This is a genomic window from Rahnella sp. ATs2 (genome assembly GCF_051851855.1).
Taxonomy (GTDB): domain Bacteria; phylum Pseudomonadota; class Gammaproteobacteria; order Enterobacterales; family Enterobacteriaceae; genus Rahnella; species Rahnella variigena.
On sequence record NZ_JBLYPL010000004.1, the window covers coordinates 1 to 16,015 of the forward strand.

Here is a 16,015-nt window from a genome sequence, read left to right on the forward strand (position 1 = left end):
TAGTAAAGCTTGCTTATAAGCGAGCTGTTAGAAGAATAAGCGTGCTGATATGGCTCAGTTGGTAGAGCGCACCCTTGGTAAGGGTGAGGTCCCCAGTTCGACTCTGGGTATCAGCACCAGTAATAAGCGTAGAGTTCGGTAAATTACAGAATTTGCCTGGCGGCACTAGCGCGGTGGTCCCACCTGACCCCATGCCGAACTCAGAAGTGAAACGCCGTAGCGCCGATGGTAGTGTGGGGTCTCCCCATGCGAGAGTAGGGAACTGCCAGGCATCAAAAAAAGACAAAAGCCCCGTACGAAAGTACGGGGCTTTTGTCTTTTCTACATTCAAAGGCTCTGCGATTTAAGACTGAAGATTCAAACAAAAGGCCATCCTCAGGGATGGCCTTTTGCGTTTCTGAAATCAGAACAATCAGTGATTAGAACTTTGAGAGATCCCGATCCCGGTTTGTGAGCGTACAAACTGAGGATAGAAACGTTCCCTTTCTTTCTGGCCTTCCAGAGAGTTATCAGTAATCGAGAAGAACCAGGTCCCCACGAAGGCGACAATCATCGAGAATAAGGCTGGGTATTCATACGGATAAATAGGTTTGGCATGCCCTAAAATCTGCACCCAGATAGTTGGCCCGAGGATCATGAGTATGACTGCAGTGAGTAATCCCAGCCAGCCACCAATCATTGCTCCGCGCGTAGTCAGTTTGGACCAGTACATTGAAAGCAGGATAATCGGGAAGTTACAGCTCGCAGCGATGGAGAAAGCCAGACCGACCATGAACGCAATATTCTGTTTTTCAAACAAAATACCCAGAGCAATCGCCACGATCCCTAACAAGATGACTGTTATCTTCGAAACGCGTAACTCATCCCGTTCAGTGGCTTTACCATCCTTGATAACACTGGCATAAAGGTCATGCGATACCGCTGAAGCGCCCGCTAATGTCAGACCTGCAACAACGGCGAGAATAGTAGCGAAGGCGACGGCAGAGATGAAGCCAAGGAAGAAGCTTCCTCCAACGGCATCAGCCAGATGGACTGCTGCCATATTATTGCCGCCGAGCAATACACCGCTGGCATCTTTAAAGGCAGGATTCCCACTGACCAGAACGATGGCGCCGAAACCGATAATGAAGGTCAGAATATAGAAGTAACCAATAAAGCCGGTGGCATAAAATACGCTTTTACGCGCTTCTTTAGCATCGTTAACCGTGAAGAAACGCATCAGGATATGCGGCAGACCGGCGGTACCGAACATCAGCGCGAGGCCAAGAGACAGAGCTGATATCGGGTCTGAAACCAATCCTCCCGGGCTCATGATCGCAATCCCTTTAGAATGCACCGCAACGGCCTGAGTAAAGAGCGTATTGAAGTTAAAGCCGACAGATCTCATGACCATCACGGCCATGAATGTCGCACCCGCCAGCAGCAGAATTGCTTTGATGATTTGCACCCAGGTTGTCGCCAGCATCCCGCCAAACAACACATAGAGCACCATCAGGATCCCGACCAGGATCACGGCAACATGATAGTTAAGACCAAACAGCAGCTGGATTAACTTACCGGCACCGACCATCTGTGCAATAAGATACAACGCGACTACGACCAGCGAACCACAGGCTGAAAGCAGCCGGATGGGTTTCTGTTTCAGACGGTAAGACGCCACGTCGGCAAAGGTATATTTACCCAGGTTTCGCAGACGTTCGGCGATGAGGAACAGGATAATAGGCCATCCAATCAGGAAACCGATGGAGTAAATCAGCCCATCGTATCCGGAGGTGTAAACCAGCGCAGAGATGCCCAGGAAAGACGCGGCTGACATAAAGTCACCAGCAATCGCCATACCGTTTTGCAGGCCGGTAATACGCCCGCCCGCAGTGTAGTAATCCTGACGGGATCGTGTACGTTTTGCTGCCCAATAGGTGATATATAACGTCGCACCGACAAACAGTACGAACATTACAATCGCTTCTATATTAAGAGGCTGACGTTTCACTTCACCTGCAATCCCTTCGGCGGCAAACAGGCTGAAGGGGAAGGCTGAAGCCAACGCCAGTAAAAGGAGAGAGCCACGACGCGCCTTCATGGCTGCACCTCGCGGATAATATCTGCCGTCAGCCGGTCAAATTCGCTATTCGCACGGATGACATAAATCCCGGTCAGGACGAAAGAGATAACGATCAGCCCCACGCCAACAGGAATACCCCGGGTAATCGTTGCACCTTCATAAAGTGGGGTTCCCAGCCACTGCGGATCAAAAGCAATCAGCAGGATAAAGGCAACGTACAGAACCAAGGTAATCCCTGACAGTAACCAGGCAAAACGACTGCGTTTTTGCACCAGTTCCCTAAAGCGCGGATTATTTACAACTCTCTGATAAATGAGATCATTCATCTCAGTGACTCCTGTGAGGCATTGATAGAGTTCACCGCGCCAGGGCGGTGAAAATTACGACGGCACTTTCATTGATTGTTTTTCTTCCAACAATTTGTCGACTACGCCCGGATCCGCCAGCGTAGAGGTGTCTCCCAGATTACTGGTGTCACCGGCAGCAATTTTGCGCAGGATACGGCGCATGATTTTTCCGGAGCGGGTTTTAGGTAATGAGTCCGTCCAGTGAAGAACGTCTGGTGTGGCGATGGACCCTATCTCTTTGCGCACCCAGTTGCGCACTTCGGTATAGAGTTCCGGTGACGGTTCTTCGCCGTGATTGAGAGTGATATAGGCGTAAATAGCTTGCCCTTTGATGTTATGCGGAATGCCGACAACAGCCGCTTCTGCTATTTTAGGGTGTGAAACCAGCGCGGATTCAATCTCAGCGGTTCCCAGACGATGGCCGGAAATATTCAGCACGTCATCAACACGACCGGTGATCCAGTAATAACCATCTTCGTCACGACGGGCACCGTCGCCACTGAAATACACATTCTTGAACGTTGAGAAATAGGTCTGCTCGAAGCGTTCATGATCACCAAAGAGCGTACGCGCCTGTCCGGGCCATGAATCGGTGATCACCAGATTGCCTTCGCACGCACCTTCCTGTGGAACACCTTCGTTATCCACCAGCGCAGGCTGAACGCCAAAGAACGGTCGCGTTGCCGAACCGGCTTTCAGCTCAGTGGCGCCTGGCAATGGCGTTATCATGAAACCGCCAGTTTCGGTTTGCCACCAGGTATCGACAATCGGGCAATGGCTGTTGCCTATTGTTTTGTAGTACCACTCCCAGGCTTCCGGGTTAATGGGTTCCCCCACCGAGCCCATGATCCGCAGCGATTCACGGCTGGTCCCTTCAATCGCTTTATCGCCTTCAGCCATCAGTGCACGGATAGCGGTAGGAGCCGTATAGAGGATGTTTACTTTATGCTTATCAATGACCTGAGACATGCGAGCAGGTGTCGGATAATTTGGTACACCTTCAAACATCAGGCTGATTGCGCCGCATGCCAGCGGGCCGTAGAGCAAATAGCTGTGACCCGTTACCCAGCCAACATCGGCGGTACACCAGTAAATGTCCCCATCGTGATAATCAAAGGTGTATTTAAATGTAAGAGCGGCATAGACCAGATAACCGCCTGTGGTGTGCAGCACGCCTTTTGGCTTACCGGTAGAACCGGAGGTATAGAGGATAAAGAGCGGATCTTCCGCTTTCATTTCTTCGGCCGGACAATCAGCTGAAACGCCGTCAATGGCATCATGCCACCAGATATCACGACCTTCTTTCCACTCGCCCTGTTTGCCGGTGCGTTTGAAAATAATGGAATGTGTCACACTGGTGACTGAAGGATTTTTCAGCGCATCGTCCACATTCTGCTTCAGCGGAATAGTGCGTCCCGCACGCAACCCTTCATCAGCGGTGATAACCACTTTCGCGCTGGAGTCGATAATACGACCAGAGACGGCTTCAGGTGAGAAACCGGCAAAGATAACGGAATGCACGGCACCAATACGCGCGCAGGCCAGCATGGCAACGGCAGCTTCCGGCACCATCGGCATATAAATGGCGACAACGTCGCCTTTTTTAACACCCAATCCTTTCAGTACATTCGCAAACTGGCAGACATCATGGTGAAGCTGTTTGTAGGTGACGTGTTTGTTTTCAGCGTTAGGGTCATCGCCTTCCCATATCAGCGCCGTCTGGTCGCCTTTTTCCGCTAAATGACGATCCAGGCAGTTCGCGGCCAGATTGAGGGTACCGTCCTCAAACCAGCGGATATCGATATTTCCCGGTGCGAATGACGTGTTCTTCACTTTTGTGAAAGGTTTGATCCAGTCCAGAACTTTCGCCTGTTCGGCCCAGAATGCATCCGGATCTTCGACAGACTGTTGATAAAACTGCTGATATTTCTCAGGTGTGATCAGGGTACGTTCTGCGACAGAGGCAGGAATAGGGTGCTTATAAACATGGCTCATGGTTTTTCTCCTTTGATTTGTTAATGATATGTCAATCAAAGGTTAAGTGTAGTTTGCTGTTTGGCTTTGTTTGGTTTTTGGGGGTCAGATCACGCAAGCAGAGTAAAAACAGCAGGATATGCGCATGTTCATTGCGGAGCACTCCACATAAATAAAATGGAGCCAGGGAAGAGAAAAAAGGAGTGTTTAGTAAAAATTTATGATTAAAAATGTAATAAATTGGTTAAATAAAGCTTAACTCACCTTATCTAATGCGAAAATTATTATTCATTAGAGAACATTTAATATCATTTATTTTAACTTATAAGTTAATTTCCTTTCATAATGGCAATGTTTAAAGATTAATCCGAGCGTAAAACTCTTAATATTTGCATTAAGCGAATTATTATAACGTTAAATTAAAAATATCAGTATATTGATCTGGCAAGAGAGGGGTGCTCTCTTCGGTACAGCGAATAATATCGCTTAACAGCTGCTTAACGCTTAATAGCTACCGTTACAATCTCAAGGACTTACTATGTTTAACGCTAAGAACAAGACACTGGTTATCGCTTTATCTGCCCTTATTTCTGCTTCAGCTTTCGCAGATGATGTTACAACACCGCCGACAGGAACCGATCAGGGCTCTGGCCGCATTCATTTCACCGGAACCGTTATTAATGCGCCTTGCTCAATTGCTCCAGGAGATGAGGACATTAATGTGAACATGGGTCAGGTAGCAAATAAGGTGCTGGAAAGCGGTAATAAATATTCCCAGAACGTTAACTACACCATTCACCTGCAAGGCTGCGACCTGACTGCACAAACTGCGGGCACCGTCGAATATCCGGCGATGTCTAAAGTGGCCGTTTCATTTGCTGGCACACCTGACAGCAGCGCGAGTGAATTGCTGGCTAACACCGGCAGTGCAAAAGGTGCGGGCATTCGTCTGATTGATGCGAACGGCGACCTGCTGAAAGTCGGTGATACCTCTAAAGATATTAACCTTGTCACCGGTAATAATGAGCTGGTGTTTGCTGCGCGCGTTGAAGCCAACTCACAGCCAGTTTCGACCGGTACTATCGTTTCTCAGGCAACGTACGCCCTGAATTATAAATAAGCATTGTTATTATTTAGGGGAGTTATCTCCCCTTTATTTTCCAGGTGCATCTGCGCCAGGGGTTTATGTTTGATCTATAAAAGCAAAAAGTGATTTTATTATGTTGTTTGCGATGGATGGAACATCGACAAGGAAGGGGACAGGTTTTTGGCTTATTTTCCTTTTGTCGGGATGCTTAATTTCAATCAGAAGCCTGGCGGTGGAATTTAACGTTAACTTTATTGATTCTGCCGATCGCAATAACGTCGATCTGTCGCGTTTTCAGGTTGCCAATTACATCGCGCCTGGAGAGTACCTGCTGGATGTGATGCTTAATGGTCGCACCTTCGGTGACCAGAGTGTCATTCAATATATTCCGGTCGATGATAATAAAAATAGCCGGTTATGCTTACCACCTTCACTGGTGGATAAATTCGATCTGACCAAAGCAGCCCGGGAAAAAATAACCCTCTGGCATCACGGCAAATGTACGTCACTGGATAAAATGCCGGAAGTGACCACACGTTACGATCAGGAAAGGCAGACGCTTAATATCAGCATTCCGCAAGCCTGGCTGACGTTCCACGACCAGAACTGGGTGCCACCTTCTCAATGGGATGAGGGCGTAAACGGCGTTTTGCTCGACTATAACCTGCTTGGCAGCCGTTACATGCCTCAACAGGGCGATACTTCGACCAGTTTCAGCAGCTACGGTACCACCGGGTTTAACCTCGGGGCGTGGCGCGCCCGTGCGGATTATCAGTATTCCTCTTCCCGCACCTCAGGTTCGCCAGCCAGTGATAATTTCACCTGGACGCAGAAATACGTGTATCGCGCTTTACCCTCTATCGGCGCACGCCTGACCGGGGGACAAACGTATCTGAGTTCTGACATTTTTGATTCATTCCGCTTTCTCGGTGCGTCGCTAAACAGTGACCAGCGCATGTTGCCACCGTCGTTACGTGGCTATGCGCCGCAGGTGACCGGGATCGCCAAAACCAATGCCAAAGTCAGTATCAGCCAGAATGGACGGGTCATCTACCAGACCAACGTCTCGCCGGGGCCATTCGTGGTTCAGGACCTGACCGAAGCGGTACAGGGTTCGCTGGACGTCAAAATCGAAGAAGAAAATGGCAGCGTCACTACCTATCAGGTGACGACGGCCACCATTCCCTTTCTGACCCGCAAAGGCCAGGTGCGGTTTAAAACGGCCATGGGGAAACCGACCACAGGCAGCAGCAACCGCGTTTTACAGCCGGGTTTTTACAGCGGGGAAATGTCCTGGGGGGCACTAAATGATTTCTCGCTTTATGGCGGGCTGATTGCGACGACCGGGAATTATCAGGCGCAGGCGCTGGGTATCGGGCAAAACCTGCAAAAACTCGGCGCGGTATCTTTTGACGTGACTCGCTCTTCTGCGACCGTACCAGATGCGGGTAAACAAACCGGTTTCAGCTACCGCGCCAACTATTCCAAACGCTTTGATTCGACCGGCAGTCAGATCACGTTCGCCGGTTATCGCTTCTCACAAAAGACGTTTATGTCTTTTAACCAGTATCTCGACAAGGTGAACGGCGACGGCTATTCCCGTGATGACAAACAAACGTACACAGTGACCGCTAACCAGTATCTGCCGTGGCCGGCGATCACCTTATATCTGTCAGCGACACATAAGGTCTACTGGAACGAGGACCCGAGTAACAACTACAGCGTATCCGTTAGCAAGATTTTTGATATCGGGCGTTTTACCGGTGTCTCTGCCACCTTTTCGGCCAGCAAGCTGAACTACCGTGATACCGATGAAAACCAGATGTTCCTGTCACTCAGCCTTCCGCTGTCTTCAGGACAACAAATCAGCTACGACGCGCAGCAGGATTCGCAAAGCGGCTTCTCGCAAACCGCGTCGTATTACAACAGTCAGGACCCGAATAATACCTGGCGCGTTGGCGCGGGCGGGAGTAGCCCGGATATACAAAAAGGTAACGGCGTGTTTCGCGCGAACTATCAGCATATGTCGCCGTACGGCCAGTTCGGCGCTAACGGCAGCGTGAAAAATAACGATTACCGTTCGGTGAATGCGAACTGGTACGGCTCGTTTACCGCCACTGCGGCGGGTGCGGCCTTGCATCAGAGCAGCGCGGGCAGCGAGCCTCGCATGATGGTGTCGACCGGCGTGAAAGGCATTCCGATAAGCGACGGGGCGTCCGTGACCAATGATTACGGCATTGCGGTGGTGAATGGCGTGTCCAGTTATCAGACCTCTGATATCCGCGTTGATGTGAACCATTTACCGGATGACGTGGAAGTCTACAGCTCAGTGGTCAGTAAAACCCTGACCGAAGGAGCAATAGGTTTTCGCAAAATCCGCGCGATTAAAGGTGAGCGTCTGATGGCGGTGATCCGCCTGAAAGATGGCAGTCATCCGCCGCTCGGGGCATCAGTTACCGACAACAGTTCCGGTTTTGAAGCCGGACTAATCGGTGACGGCGGTCTGGCCTATCTGGCCGGGGTGTCAGGTGAGAAATCCCTGACTGTCCGCTGGGGAGACGACCAGCAGTGCCAGGTTCAGGTGCCGCCGCAGCCTGAAACCTCTTCAGGGCAGGTATTGCTGCCGTGCAATTAATGATGAAAAGCGGTCTGAAGGGATCGCACTAGTAAGGGAATAACCAGATGAAAAAAATGATTTTACGCTGCGTAGCCGTACTGATGTTGGCCGGAGCATGTTATCCGGCAGTCGCCGCGGTGAATCTTGACCGGACGCGCATCATCTATAACGCCAGCGATAAATCCGTCAGTGTCATGCTCGAGAACCAGAGCAAGGAGCTGCCTTATCTGGCGCAGGTCTGGCTGGAGAACGCACAGGGCGAAAAAATCACCTCGCCGCTGGTGGCGCTGCCGCCGATGCAGCGAATTGATGCCGGGCAGAAAAGCCAGATCCGTATCCTGCAACTGCCGGAAACCGCCGGTTTACCGAAAGACCGTGAGTCGCTGTTCTACTTCAACGTGCGCGAAGTGCCGCCAAAAAGTGATATGGCGAACGTGATGCAGGTGGCGATCCAAAGCCGCGTGAAATTGTTCTTCCGCCCGGCGGAACTGAGAAAACTGTTGAAAGCCAACTGGCAGGAACAGCTCCAGGTTTCCCGGCTTAGCAACGGGCTGAAACTGACGAATCCGACACCTTTTTACATCACTGTCGGATATCTGGGTAAAGACAACAAAGGCAATGCTTCGGGTTTTGACAGCGTCATGCTGGCGCCGTTTGCGACGGAATCTCTGACCGGCAGTCAGTACGTCAGCGAACGTTACAGTCTCGGGTACATGGACGATTACGGCGGTCTTCAGGTCAATCAATACAATTGCCCGTCCGTGCAATGTCAGCTTATCAGCAAGGATGATAAGCGATAACAACCACGTGAGAAGCCGTGACTGAACGGGTTTACCATAAAGAAAAGGGATTGTTATGCCTGATATTTGCAGATTATCCATTGGCCGGATGGCAATCATCATCCTGCTCTTCTTATTTTCCCACAGCGCCCTGGCGCTCGATTGTGTGGAGAAAGGCACAGGTATTGTGGATAAACCGGCGATACCTGTAGGGCAACTGGCTATTCCGGCGAATGTACCTGTCGGCACCAAGGTCTGGGAATCGAATGACATCAACGTCACGGCGTATTGCGACAATGTGCTGGGGTCGATTATTGACGTTGTGCATTTCTACTTTAACCCTAAATCCCAGTCGATCGGGGAAGGCTTATTGCTGGGCGTGAGCTACAACGGGCAGGATCTGGAACAGAACGAGCAGAGACTCAGTACTAACAGTACGCCTATCAAAAAAGGCCAGAACGTCACCGTCAACGTGACGTTCCGCCTGTATATCAAAGTCAGTGGAAATGCACCTTCCAGCGGGCATTACCAGGGCGCGGACCAGTTCACCGTCTTTCAGCTTGATGGCAGCAGAGGTATTAACAAATCCCCCGGTGCTAAAAACCTCAAATACAATCTTTCTGGCTTGCAGGGAATCCGTTTTCTGGCCTGCGGTTCTGATCTGAAAGTGTATCCGGAGTCTCAGATTGTCGATTTTGGCGCCATTCAAAGCACGACCCTTTCACGGTCTTCAGGTATTTCACTGCCGTTTGCCATCAAGGCTGTAAAACAAGGATGTCTGGATAACTTCTCACTACAGGCAGAATTTTCAACGGCCAGTCCGCTGCTGGATGACACCGCGATTGACCTTTCGAACGGTGCCAAGCTCATGCTCTACAACGACCAGCAGAAGGCCATTACTTTCAACCGGTACGATAACTTTGCAGAGCTTAACAATGTGAATGAGGTCACCAAAAACTTCACTGCAAAACTGAGTGCCATCCCGGGAAAAACACTTTCTCTCGGGCAGTTTGATGCGTCGGTGATCGTCAAGATTAACTATTACTGACCGCAAAGATAAGGGAGAACGATATGCTAAGAACGGCAAAACTGCGGGCTCAGGCGCTGGAGGAACCCATATACTCCGCACAGGCACCGGAACTCATCGCAGAAAAGCACATTCACGCCCTGCTGCAAACCCTGCGCGAAGATGCCGGATTGAGTAAAACTGAACTGGCCAGACGGCTTGGGATCACGCCACCGGCAATCACCCGTCTTGAGAAGCGGCCAGCTCAGGCAAGCTTCAGTACTTTGTCTCGTTATGCCCAGGCTTGCGGTTATGATTTATATCTTTACTATAAATAACCAGGCTTCATCCATTTCGCTGTTTTTAAAAAGATTTTTTGAAAACACATAATGCAAACGGAGACTGATTACTTTCTATCAGCATGGTGTTGTCATCATATTTCTTCAACACCATCGTATCGGTATGCCCGGTTAGAAAAAAACTGTTTATCATCAGAAGCGAAGAAATCCCCCAGTCCATATTGTCTATGCTATCAATGTTAATCTGTCTGCTGGTCATTGAATAGGTATCGGTCACTTTGCTCTCCTGTACGTAGTCATAATAGATATTCCTCAGCAAAGTTTTCCTGTTTACCAGTTTTCCTTCCTCATTGTATAAATATGCAGTTCCACTGAGTGAAACTAAAATTTTACGATTATCAAGAAAACTAAAGTACAAAGAGGTCACCATTTTCGCTCTCTGATGATCATATTGTGCTTCTACGATCATACTTCCCCTGCAAGGGATATTAACCGGAAACGTATGCTTGTCCTTTCTCAGAGACATTCCATATAACACTAACAGCAACGCAGCGACAGGAAGTAACGTGTAAATAATAGTTTTCTTGCCCGGAGGAATAAATTTTCTATCACTGATCATGCGTGGTCCTGTCATTTGTATAATAGCTTATGCAAACACTTGCTTTATGATTGTCATCGGTGCTGCATTGTGCGAGAAACTCCCGCACTGAACCGGTATTTATTGGCGAAGAGAAAAGCTCGCTTTGAAATATAAGAATGTGTCCTGGTTTGCATGAGATATTGTTCTTATGCAGAAAATCTTCTGCCAGTTGAATAAAATTACTCTTATTTGACCGGGAAACCGGGGCCGTTGCGTACAAGCTGCAGGATCCGATTTTGGCAATCTCTAAGTCAGCTTTCGGATCACTCATGTCATTGTAAAAAATGAAAATTGCCCAGACTGTCAGTGCGGCAGTGACCAGAATGCTCATTATAAAATAATGATGATATTTTCCCTTCTGCGGTTCAGGTTCAGTTGCATTTTGCTGTGGCGCCACAGAATGATTTATTATTTCGTCATCCGGCATCGCTTCGCCCGGAACATTATCGGGCTCTTTAGCGACTTCATCACCATTTTCTACTAATACCTGAGTCTCAATCTTATTGGCACAGGTCTCAATAATGATTTCCTTCCGGATGATAAAACCGACCTTAGGGACAGTAACGATAAATTCATTTTGGTATCCCAGGGTTGAGATGACTTTACGTAATTTGCTGATACAGTGATTAAGGTTATTATTGCTAGCGTTCAGGCCGTAGTCATCCCATACTTTTTTAAAGAATGTTTCACGCTGAACGACCACGCCTTGTTGTTCAATTAACAATAATAATATTCTCCGTGCAGGATTTGAGACGGTGATCTTACTTTCATCATCACTCAGTAATGAAAGCGAATTTTCCTCCGGATTGAAGACTATTTGATTTTCAATCAGATAAACCATGGGCATGCCACTCCTCCCTGTTTAGAATATTCGGTCATTTCCGCTGCATCAGTTAATTAGTACAGTGCTGCTTTACGGGTGTTTTATCTTTATATACTGCTTCACAGAGGGCAGTTAGTATAAACCCTTCTATTTTAAAAACAGATTTCTGTAGTAAATGTTTACAGAGCAGTCACTTGAAATGTAAATGGCCGGGATATGAAACAGGAAGATGATAATAAATCACATACGGAATTTTAGTAGTACGTGATTTCGGAGGTATCAGCGCAAGTAATGACCAGAGATGTCGATATGCTGGTGATCAAAGTCCACAATAATATCAGTACCCAGAGGGAGTGTTAACATCGGATGGGTATGGCAACAGTCAAAGCCATCGACCAGGGGAATTTCCTGCCCGTTCAGAATCTCCAGCAGAACGTCCGCCGGCTGTCTTCCCGTACCGGCATTATCGAACAGTTCGTGTTTTCCGAGCAGAATGGCGCTTACACGATCGAAAACTCCGTTGAGCTTCAGCATCGAGAAAGAGCGTTCAACGGTGGCAATATCTTTAAGGCTGTCTTCAATAAACAAAATATCGCCCTGATGAATTTCCGGCATATAAGGGCTACCCCAGATGCCTGATAAAGTATTCAGGTTCCCGCCGATAACCCGTCCCTCAATGCGTCCTGCCCCGAGAAAACGGCAGGTATTTGCATACAATTTTTTGGCTCTTACTGGCGTGACGTCATTCCAGTTGAGCTTTTCGTCCGTCCAGTATGCAGGAAGAGGATAACGGTAAGGCGCTTTATGGCGGGTCATCAGGATATCGGCAAAAGAGGCCCAGGTATCATCAACCAGCGGGGGAAACTCGCCGAAAGAAGCCACCAGCGCCGGACCGTAGAACGTGATGAGACCGATCTGGGCATAAATTCCGGCCAGAAGCGCCGTGGAATCGGAGTATCCGATAATGATTTTCGGGTCGGCGCGCAGCGCATCGTAGTCCAGATAAGGCAGCAGGGAATTGCTGTTATTGCCTCCAATCGTCGACATCACACAACGCACCTGCGGATCGCGGATCAACTGATTGAATTCTTCCGCTCTGGCGGCAACTGAACCTGAACGGTAATGGTCAGAATGCCCCGTCAGTGAGCCAGCTTTCAGTACAAATCCTTTTTCTTCAAGAAATTTCTTTCCACGAGAAAAACGCTCAGGTGCCGTAGCAGTAACAGGTGACGACGCAGAGAAAAAACCAACGGTATCGCCGGTTTTCAACGGAGAAGCGAGTAGCGGATTTGTGGACGAAGGCATTTTATATCCTATAAATTTGCTCAATGTTCAATCTGCAATGTATCAGCTCAAGTGCAGGTTTAATATGAGTTTATAGGGGATAACAGTGGGGGATTTCACAGGAAATGATGTGGGCTGAGCAAGCGTCAGACAATTGGGGATGAGGTTCGATGGAGAGTCCATGATCTTTTATAAGAACCCAGAAAGCAAAAAACCAGCCGTTAGGCTGGTTTCTTTAAATATGGTGCCCGGACTCGGACTAACGCCGCAGGCGTTTGAACAACGGCTTTGCCGTTGGCCCGCAGGGCGAGCCTGCTAAGGCGAGTCATCGAACGAAGTTCGATGGAGAGTCCGTACCGCAGAAAGCAAAAAACCAGCCGTTAGGCTGGTTTCTTTAAATATGGTGCCCGGACTCGGAATCGAACCAAGGACACAGGGATTTTCAATCCCTTGCTCTACCGACTGAGCTATCCGGGCAACGGGGCGCATTAAACCGTATTGGGCCTGTGCCGTCAACGGCTTTGTCATCTAAAACACATAAAATGCGTTCGTTTGCTGCCTTTTCATTCAAAAAAAGCGAATTCGCGGGTCTGAAGACCAGAGAAGTCAGGAAAGCGCGCCATGTTCGCGGCAACGGGCGACGTTCAGCACATCCTCTGCCAGACGGCGGGCGACTTCCACGTCGTTCAGCTGGCGCTTAACCAGCAATTTACTCAGACACCCTTCCAGGATCAGTTCCATCTGCTGAGCGACCATTTCTGCATCATCCGACCCCATTTCCTGCAAAAGCGCCAGAGTGTAGTCATAGGATGCCCGTTTCTGTTGCTGAGCTAACTGATGGATCGGCATATCGCTGTCAGGGAAAAACGTACAGGCGGCGATAAACAGGCAACCGGGGTAGCGCTGCTGGCGCACCTGCTCATCCAGTACTTTGTACCGAGCCAGCAATTTCTGCGGCGCAGAAAGGGATTCATCAAGCATCAGCTGACGTCGCCAGATATCAATCTGTTCACCGTGATAACGCAGGCTGTCATACAGCAGAGCTTCGGCATCCGGCCAGAAACGGCGTAATTCATTGAGCGGAACATCCACCAGTTCGGCGACAGTTTCCAGTGACAATGTTGCAAGGCCACGTTGTTCCAAAAGATTAAGGGTTTTATCGAGAACTTGTTCACGTAGCACGTTTGCCTCCTCACAATTCGCGTACTTCAAAAGGTAGTGTCGTTTAAGGGCGGGTTTTCTGCAAATGCGCGCTGAACTCTGCGGCATTCATAAACCCTGTCACCCTCGACTGTGGCAACTCATGTCCATCAGGTCCGAAGAATAAAATCGTCGGCAGGCCCAGAACCTTCAAACGCTCTAATAACGCTTTCTGCTCCGCGGAGTTTTGGGTGACATCAGCCTGCAGCAACAAGGTATTCGTCAGTTCATTCTGCACTTCTGGCGCTGAGAAGGTATATTTTTCGAACTCTTTACACGCCACACACCAGTCCGCGTACAAATCCAGCATGACGCGTTTGCCCTGAGCCCCCTGAAGGGCGGCATCCAGTTCACCTACATTATGGATTTTCTGGGAATTCAACGCGTGCTGCGGCGCAGTTGTTTCACCGGCTGGCGTAAATGCCCAGTCCTGTAAGGGGCGACAGACAATCAGTGCCGCGGCAAGGAAGACTAACTGCAGTACCCGAACCACGCCTCGCTGGCTTTTCAGGCTCAGTGCCAGCGCCCAGCCGAAGAAGGCCACGCCGAGCAGACTCCACAAACGCAGTCCCCAGGTGTCGCCAATCACGCGTTCCAGCAGGAAAACCGGCAGTGCCAGTATCACAAAGCCAAAACCTTCCTTAACGTACTGCATCCACGGCCCGCTACGTGGCAGCAGTTTGTTGCCAAACATCGTGACGATAATCAGCGGAATGCCCATCCCCAGCGCATAAAGATACAGCGTGCCAGCCCCCGCCAGCAGATCCCCGCTCTGGGCGATATACAACAAAATCGCGCTGAGCGGCGCGGTAGTGCAGGGCGAGCAGATCAGTCCCGCCAGTGCGCCCATAATAAAGACGCCGGGCAGCGAGCCGCCTTTTTGTTCATTACTCCACAAAGCCAGACGGGTCTGGACTGAAGAAGGAAGTTGCAGGCTGAACGTGCCAAACATCGACAGCGCCAGTGCAATGAACATAACCGAAAGCACAATCAGTACCCACGGACTTTGCAGCGCCGCCTGGAACTGCAAGCCAGCGGCAGCCACTATCATGCCGAGCAGCGTGTATGTCAGCGCCATGCCCTGCACGTAAACCAGTGCCAGCAGGAAGATACGCTTCATACTGTGAGGGCGCTGGCGTCCGAGAATGATGCCTGAAATCAGCGGATACATTGGCAGCACGCAAGGCGTAAAGGCAATCCCGATGCCGATCAGCAAAGCCCATAGCGGAGAAAACGGCAGGGGCGTGGATTGTGTTTCAGGCGTCGCGATAACCGACGCGTTATCCGTTGCAGGCGTGCTGGCGAGTTCCGGTTGTGTTACAGCACTCAGCGGAACCTCACGGGTTTCCGGCGGGTAACAGAACCCTGCGGCAGCACATCCCTGATAAGTGACACGAACCGTCGCCTCGGCGCTTGCCTCACGTATCGGAACTACAATATTTAGCGCGTTTTCATAAACTTCGCTCTCACCAAAAAATTCGTCGTGATGTTCGCGCCCCTTCGGCAAAAGGAAGGCGGCGAGCTGCGCATTCTTCGGTTCAAGCTCAATTTTACTGCGGTACAGATAATAGCCGTCGCGGATTTGCCAGCTAAGTTTGAGATCATGTCCCTGCTGGTGAAAATCAAAACTGAAAGCCTGATCGACAGGCACAAACTGCGCCGCAGCGGGTTTGCCAAACAAAGAGGCATTCGCCTGAAAGGGCAAAAGACACAGGCTGCAAAGCAGGAAGAAAATTCGAAGAATGCGGTGATCCATGCGGAGTAAAGTTCTCTTTGTCGCGGCAGATATACAGCCACTGAGTGAATCGACAGAAGAAGCGGACGGCTTCATGCCGCAGCGCGTTAATGAAATGCGAGTATACCCCGCACAATCGGTGAGCAGAAAGCCCTGCAGGTG

The 16,015-nt window shown here is 49.8% G+C and carries 13 protein-coding genes, 2 tRNA genes and 1 rRNA gene; 7 read left to right on the forward strand and 9 right to left on the reverse strand.

Annotated features, from left to right (window positions below):
* Window positions 1-43 precede the first annotated feature (43 nt).
* Both ACJY2G_RS04550 and rrf read left to right on the forward strand, forming a co-directional pair.
* Window positions 44-119, forward strand: a tRNA-Thr gene (locus tag ACJY2G_RS04550).
* 36 nt (window positions 120-155) lie between these two features.
* Window positions 156-271 (forward strand): 5S ribosomal RNA (gene rrf, locus ACJY2G_RS04555).
* Between the two features lie 141 nt (window positions 272-412).
* On the opposite strand, the gene actP is transcribed toward rrf, so the two are convergent.
* From actP to acs, 3 genes are read right to left on the reverse strand one after another with little or no spacing between them, the layout of a single operon-like run.
* A complete protein-coding gene (gene actP, locus ACJY2G_RS04560) occupies window positions 413-2,080 on the reverse strand; it encodes a cation/acetate symporter ActP (protein ID WP_430320075.1) in 1,668 nt (555 codons plus the stop codon).
* The gene (locus ACJY2G_RS04565) at window positions 2,077-2,388 is read right to left on the reverse strand and encodes a DUF485 domain-containing protein (RefSeq protein ID WP_112289154.1); all 312 of its coding nucleotides are present in this window, start codon (window positions 2,386-2,388) and stop codon (window positions 2,077-2,079) included. Before ACJY2G_RS04565 ends, actP begins: the two co-directional genes overlap by 4 nt.
* 54 nt (window positions 2,389-2,442) lie before the next feature.
* Window positions 2,443-4,404: an acetate--CoA ligase gene (gene acs, locus ACJY2G_RS04570; protein ID WP_430320074.1), complete on the reverse strand. Its 1,962-nt coding sequence runs from the start codon at window positions 4,402-4,404 to the stop codon at window positions 2,443-2,445.
* A gap of 517 nt (window positions 4,405-4,921) precedes the next feature.
* On the opposite strand from acs, the gene ACJY2G_RS04575 reads away from it, so the two are divergent.
* The 5 genes from ACJY2G_RS04575 (at window position 4,922) to ACJY2G_RS04595 (ending at window position 10,210) form a co-directional block, all read left to right on the forward strand.
* Window positions 4,922-5,503 carry a fimbrial protein gene (locus ACJY2G_RS04575; RefSeq protein ID WP_112289156.1) on the forward strand — a complete coding sequence of 194 codons (582 nt, stop codon included), beginning with the start codon at window positions 4,922-4,924 and terminating at the stop codon, window positions 5,501-5,503.
* Between the two features lie 199 nt (window positions 5,504-5,702).
* A complete protein-coding gene (locus ACJY2G_RS04580) occupies window positions 5,703-8,105 on the forward strand; it encodes a fimbria/pilus outer membrane usher protein (RefSeq protein ID WP_243701067.1) in 2,403 nt (800 codons plus the stop codon).
* 56 nt (window positions 8,106-8,161) lie between these two features.
* Entirely contained in the window at window positions 8,162-8,887 is a 726-nt protein-coding gene (locus tag ACJY2G_RS04585) for a fimbrial biogenesis chaperone (RefSeq protein WP_430320088.1), read from the forward strand.
* A 55-nt stretch (window positions 8,888-8,942) separates the two neighbouring features.
* Complete coding sequence (locus ACJY2G_RS04590; RefSeq protein ID WP_430320073.1) at window positions 8,943-9,914, forward strand: fimbrial protein; 972 nt, start codon at window positions 8,943-8,945, stop codon at window positions 9,912-9,914.
* Between the two features lie 23 nt (window positions 9,915-9,937).
* Window positions 9,938-10,210, forward strand: coding sequence for a helix-turn-helix domain-containing protein (locus ACJY2G_RS04595; protein WP_112289160.1), 273 nt, complete (start codon window positions 9,938-9,940; stop codon window positions 10,208-10,210).
* 25 nt (window positions 10,211-10,235) lie between these two features.
* On the opposite strand, the gene ACJY2G_RS04600 is transcribed toward ACJY2G_RS04595, so the two are convergent.
* The 6 genes from ACJY2G_RS04600 to ACJY2G_RS04625 all read right to left on the reverse strand — a co-directional run bounded on the left by ACJY2G_RS04600 (window position 10,236) and on the right by ACJY2G_RS04625 (window position 15,874).
* Complete coding sequence (locus tag ACJY2G_RS04600) at window positions 10,236-10,790, reverse strand: FidL-like protein (protein ID WP_120162443.1); 555 nt, start codon at window positions 10,788-10,790, stop codon at window positions 10,236-10,238.
* On the reverse strand, window positions 10,780-11,652 hold the full coding sequence (locus ACJY2G_RS04605) for a winged helix-turn-helix domain-containing protein (RefSeq protein ID WP_244220157.1): 873 nt from the start codon (window positions 11,650-11,652) through the stop codon (window positions 10,780-10,782). The genes ACJY2G_RS04600 and ACJY2G_RS04605 overlap by 11 nt, the downstream gene beginning before the upstream one ends.
* A 261-nt stretch (window positions 11,653-11,913) precedes the next feature.
* Complete coding sequence (locus ACJY2G_RS04610) at window positions 11,914-12,939, reverse strand: S66 family peptidase (RefSeq protein WP_430320072.1); 1,026 nt, start codon at window positions 12,937-12,939, stop codon at window positions 11,914-11,916.
* Between the two features lie 380 nt (window positions 12,940-13,319).
* A tRNA-Phe gene (locus tag ACJY2G_RS04615) sits at window positions 13,320-13,395 on the reverse strand.
* A 129-nt stretch (window positions 13,396-13,524) separates the two neighbouring features.
* Window positions 13,525-14,100 carry a division control transcriptional repressor DicD gene (dicD, locus tag ACJY2G_RS04620; RefSeq protein WP_430320071.1) on the reverse strand — a complete coding sequence of 192 codons (576 nt, stop codon included), beginning with the start codon at window positions 14,098-14,100 and terminating at the stop codon, window positions 13,525-13,527.
* Between the two features lie 43 nt (window positions 14,101-14,143).
* Window positions 14,144-15,874, reverse strand: a complete 1,731-nt coding sequence (locus ACJY2G_RS04625; protein ID WP_430320070.1) for a protein-disulfide reductase DsbD — start codon at window positions 15,872-15,874, stop codon at window positions 14,144-14,146.
* Window positions 15,875-16,015 lie beyond the last annotated feature (141 nt).

Bases quoted from the DNA above. Each gene is read 5' to 3' on its own strand.
- actP (WP_430320075.1), bottom strand. From the start codon at position 2,080: ATGAAGGCGCGTCGTGGCTCTCTCCTTTTACTGGCGTTGGCTTCAGCC.
- ACJY2G_RS04565 (WP_112289154.1), bottom strand. From the start codon at position 2,388: ATGAATGATCTCATTTATCAGAGAGTTGTAAATAATCCGCGCTTTAGG.
- acs (WP_430320074.1), bottom strand. From the start codon at position 4,404: ATGAGCCATGTTTATAAGCACCCTATTCCTGCCTCTGTCGCAGAACGT.
- ACJY2G_RS04575 (WP_112289156.1), top strand. From the start codon at position 4,922: ATGTTTAACGCTAAGAACAAGACACTGGTTATCGCTTTATCTGCCCTT.
- ACJY2G_RS04585 (WP_430320088.1), top strand. From the start codon at position 8,162: ATGATTTTACGCTGCGTAGCCGTACTGATGTTGGCCGGAGCATGTTAT.
- ACJY2G_RS04590 (WP_430320073.1), top strand. From the start codon at position 8,943: ATGCCTGATATTTGCAGATTATCCATTGGCCGGATGGCAATCATCATC.
- ACJY2G_RS04595 (WP_112289160.1), top strand. From the start codon at position 9,938: ATGCTAAGAACGGCAAAACTGCGGGCTCAGGCGCTGGAGGAACCCATA.
- ACJY2G_RS04600 (WP_120162443.1), bottom strand. From the start codon at position 10,790: ATGATCAGTGATAGAAAATTTATTCCTCCGGGCAAGAAAACTATTATT.
- ACJY2G_RS04605 (WP_244220157.1), bottom strand. From the start codon at position 11,652: ATGGTTTATCTGATTGAAAATCAAATAGTCTTCAATCCGGAGGAAAAT.
- ACJY2G_RS04610 (WP_430320072.1), bottom strand. From the start codon at position 12,939: ATGCCTTCGTCCACAAATCCGCTACTCGCTTCTCCGTTGAAAACCGGC.
- ACJY2G_RS04625 (WP_430320070.1), bottom strand. From the start codon at position 15,874: ATGGATCACCGCATTCTTCGAATTTTCTTCCTGCTTTGCAGCCTGTGT.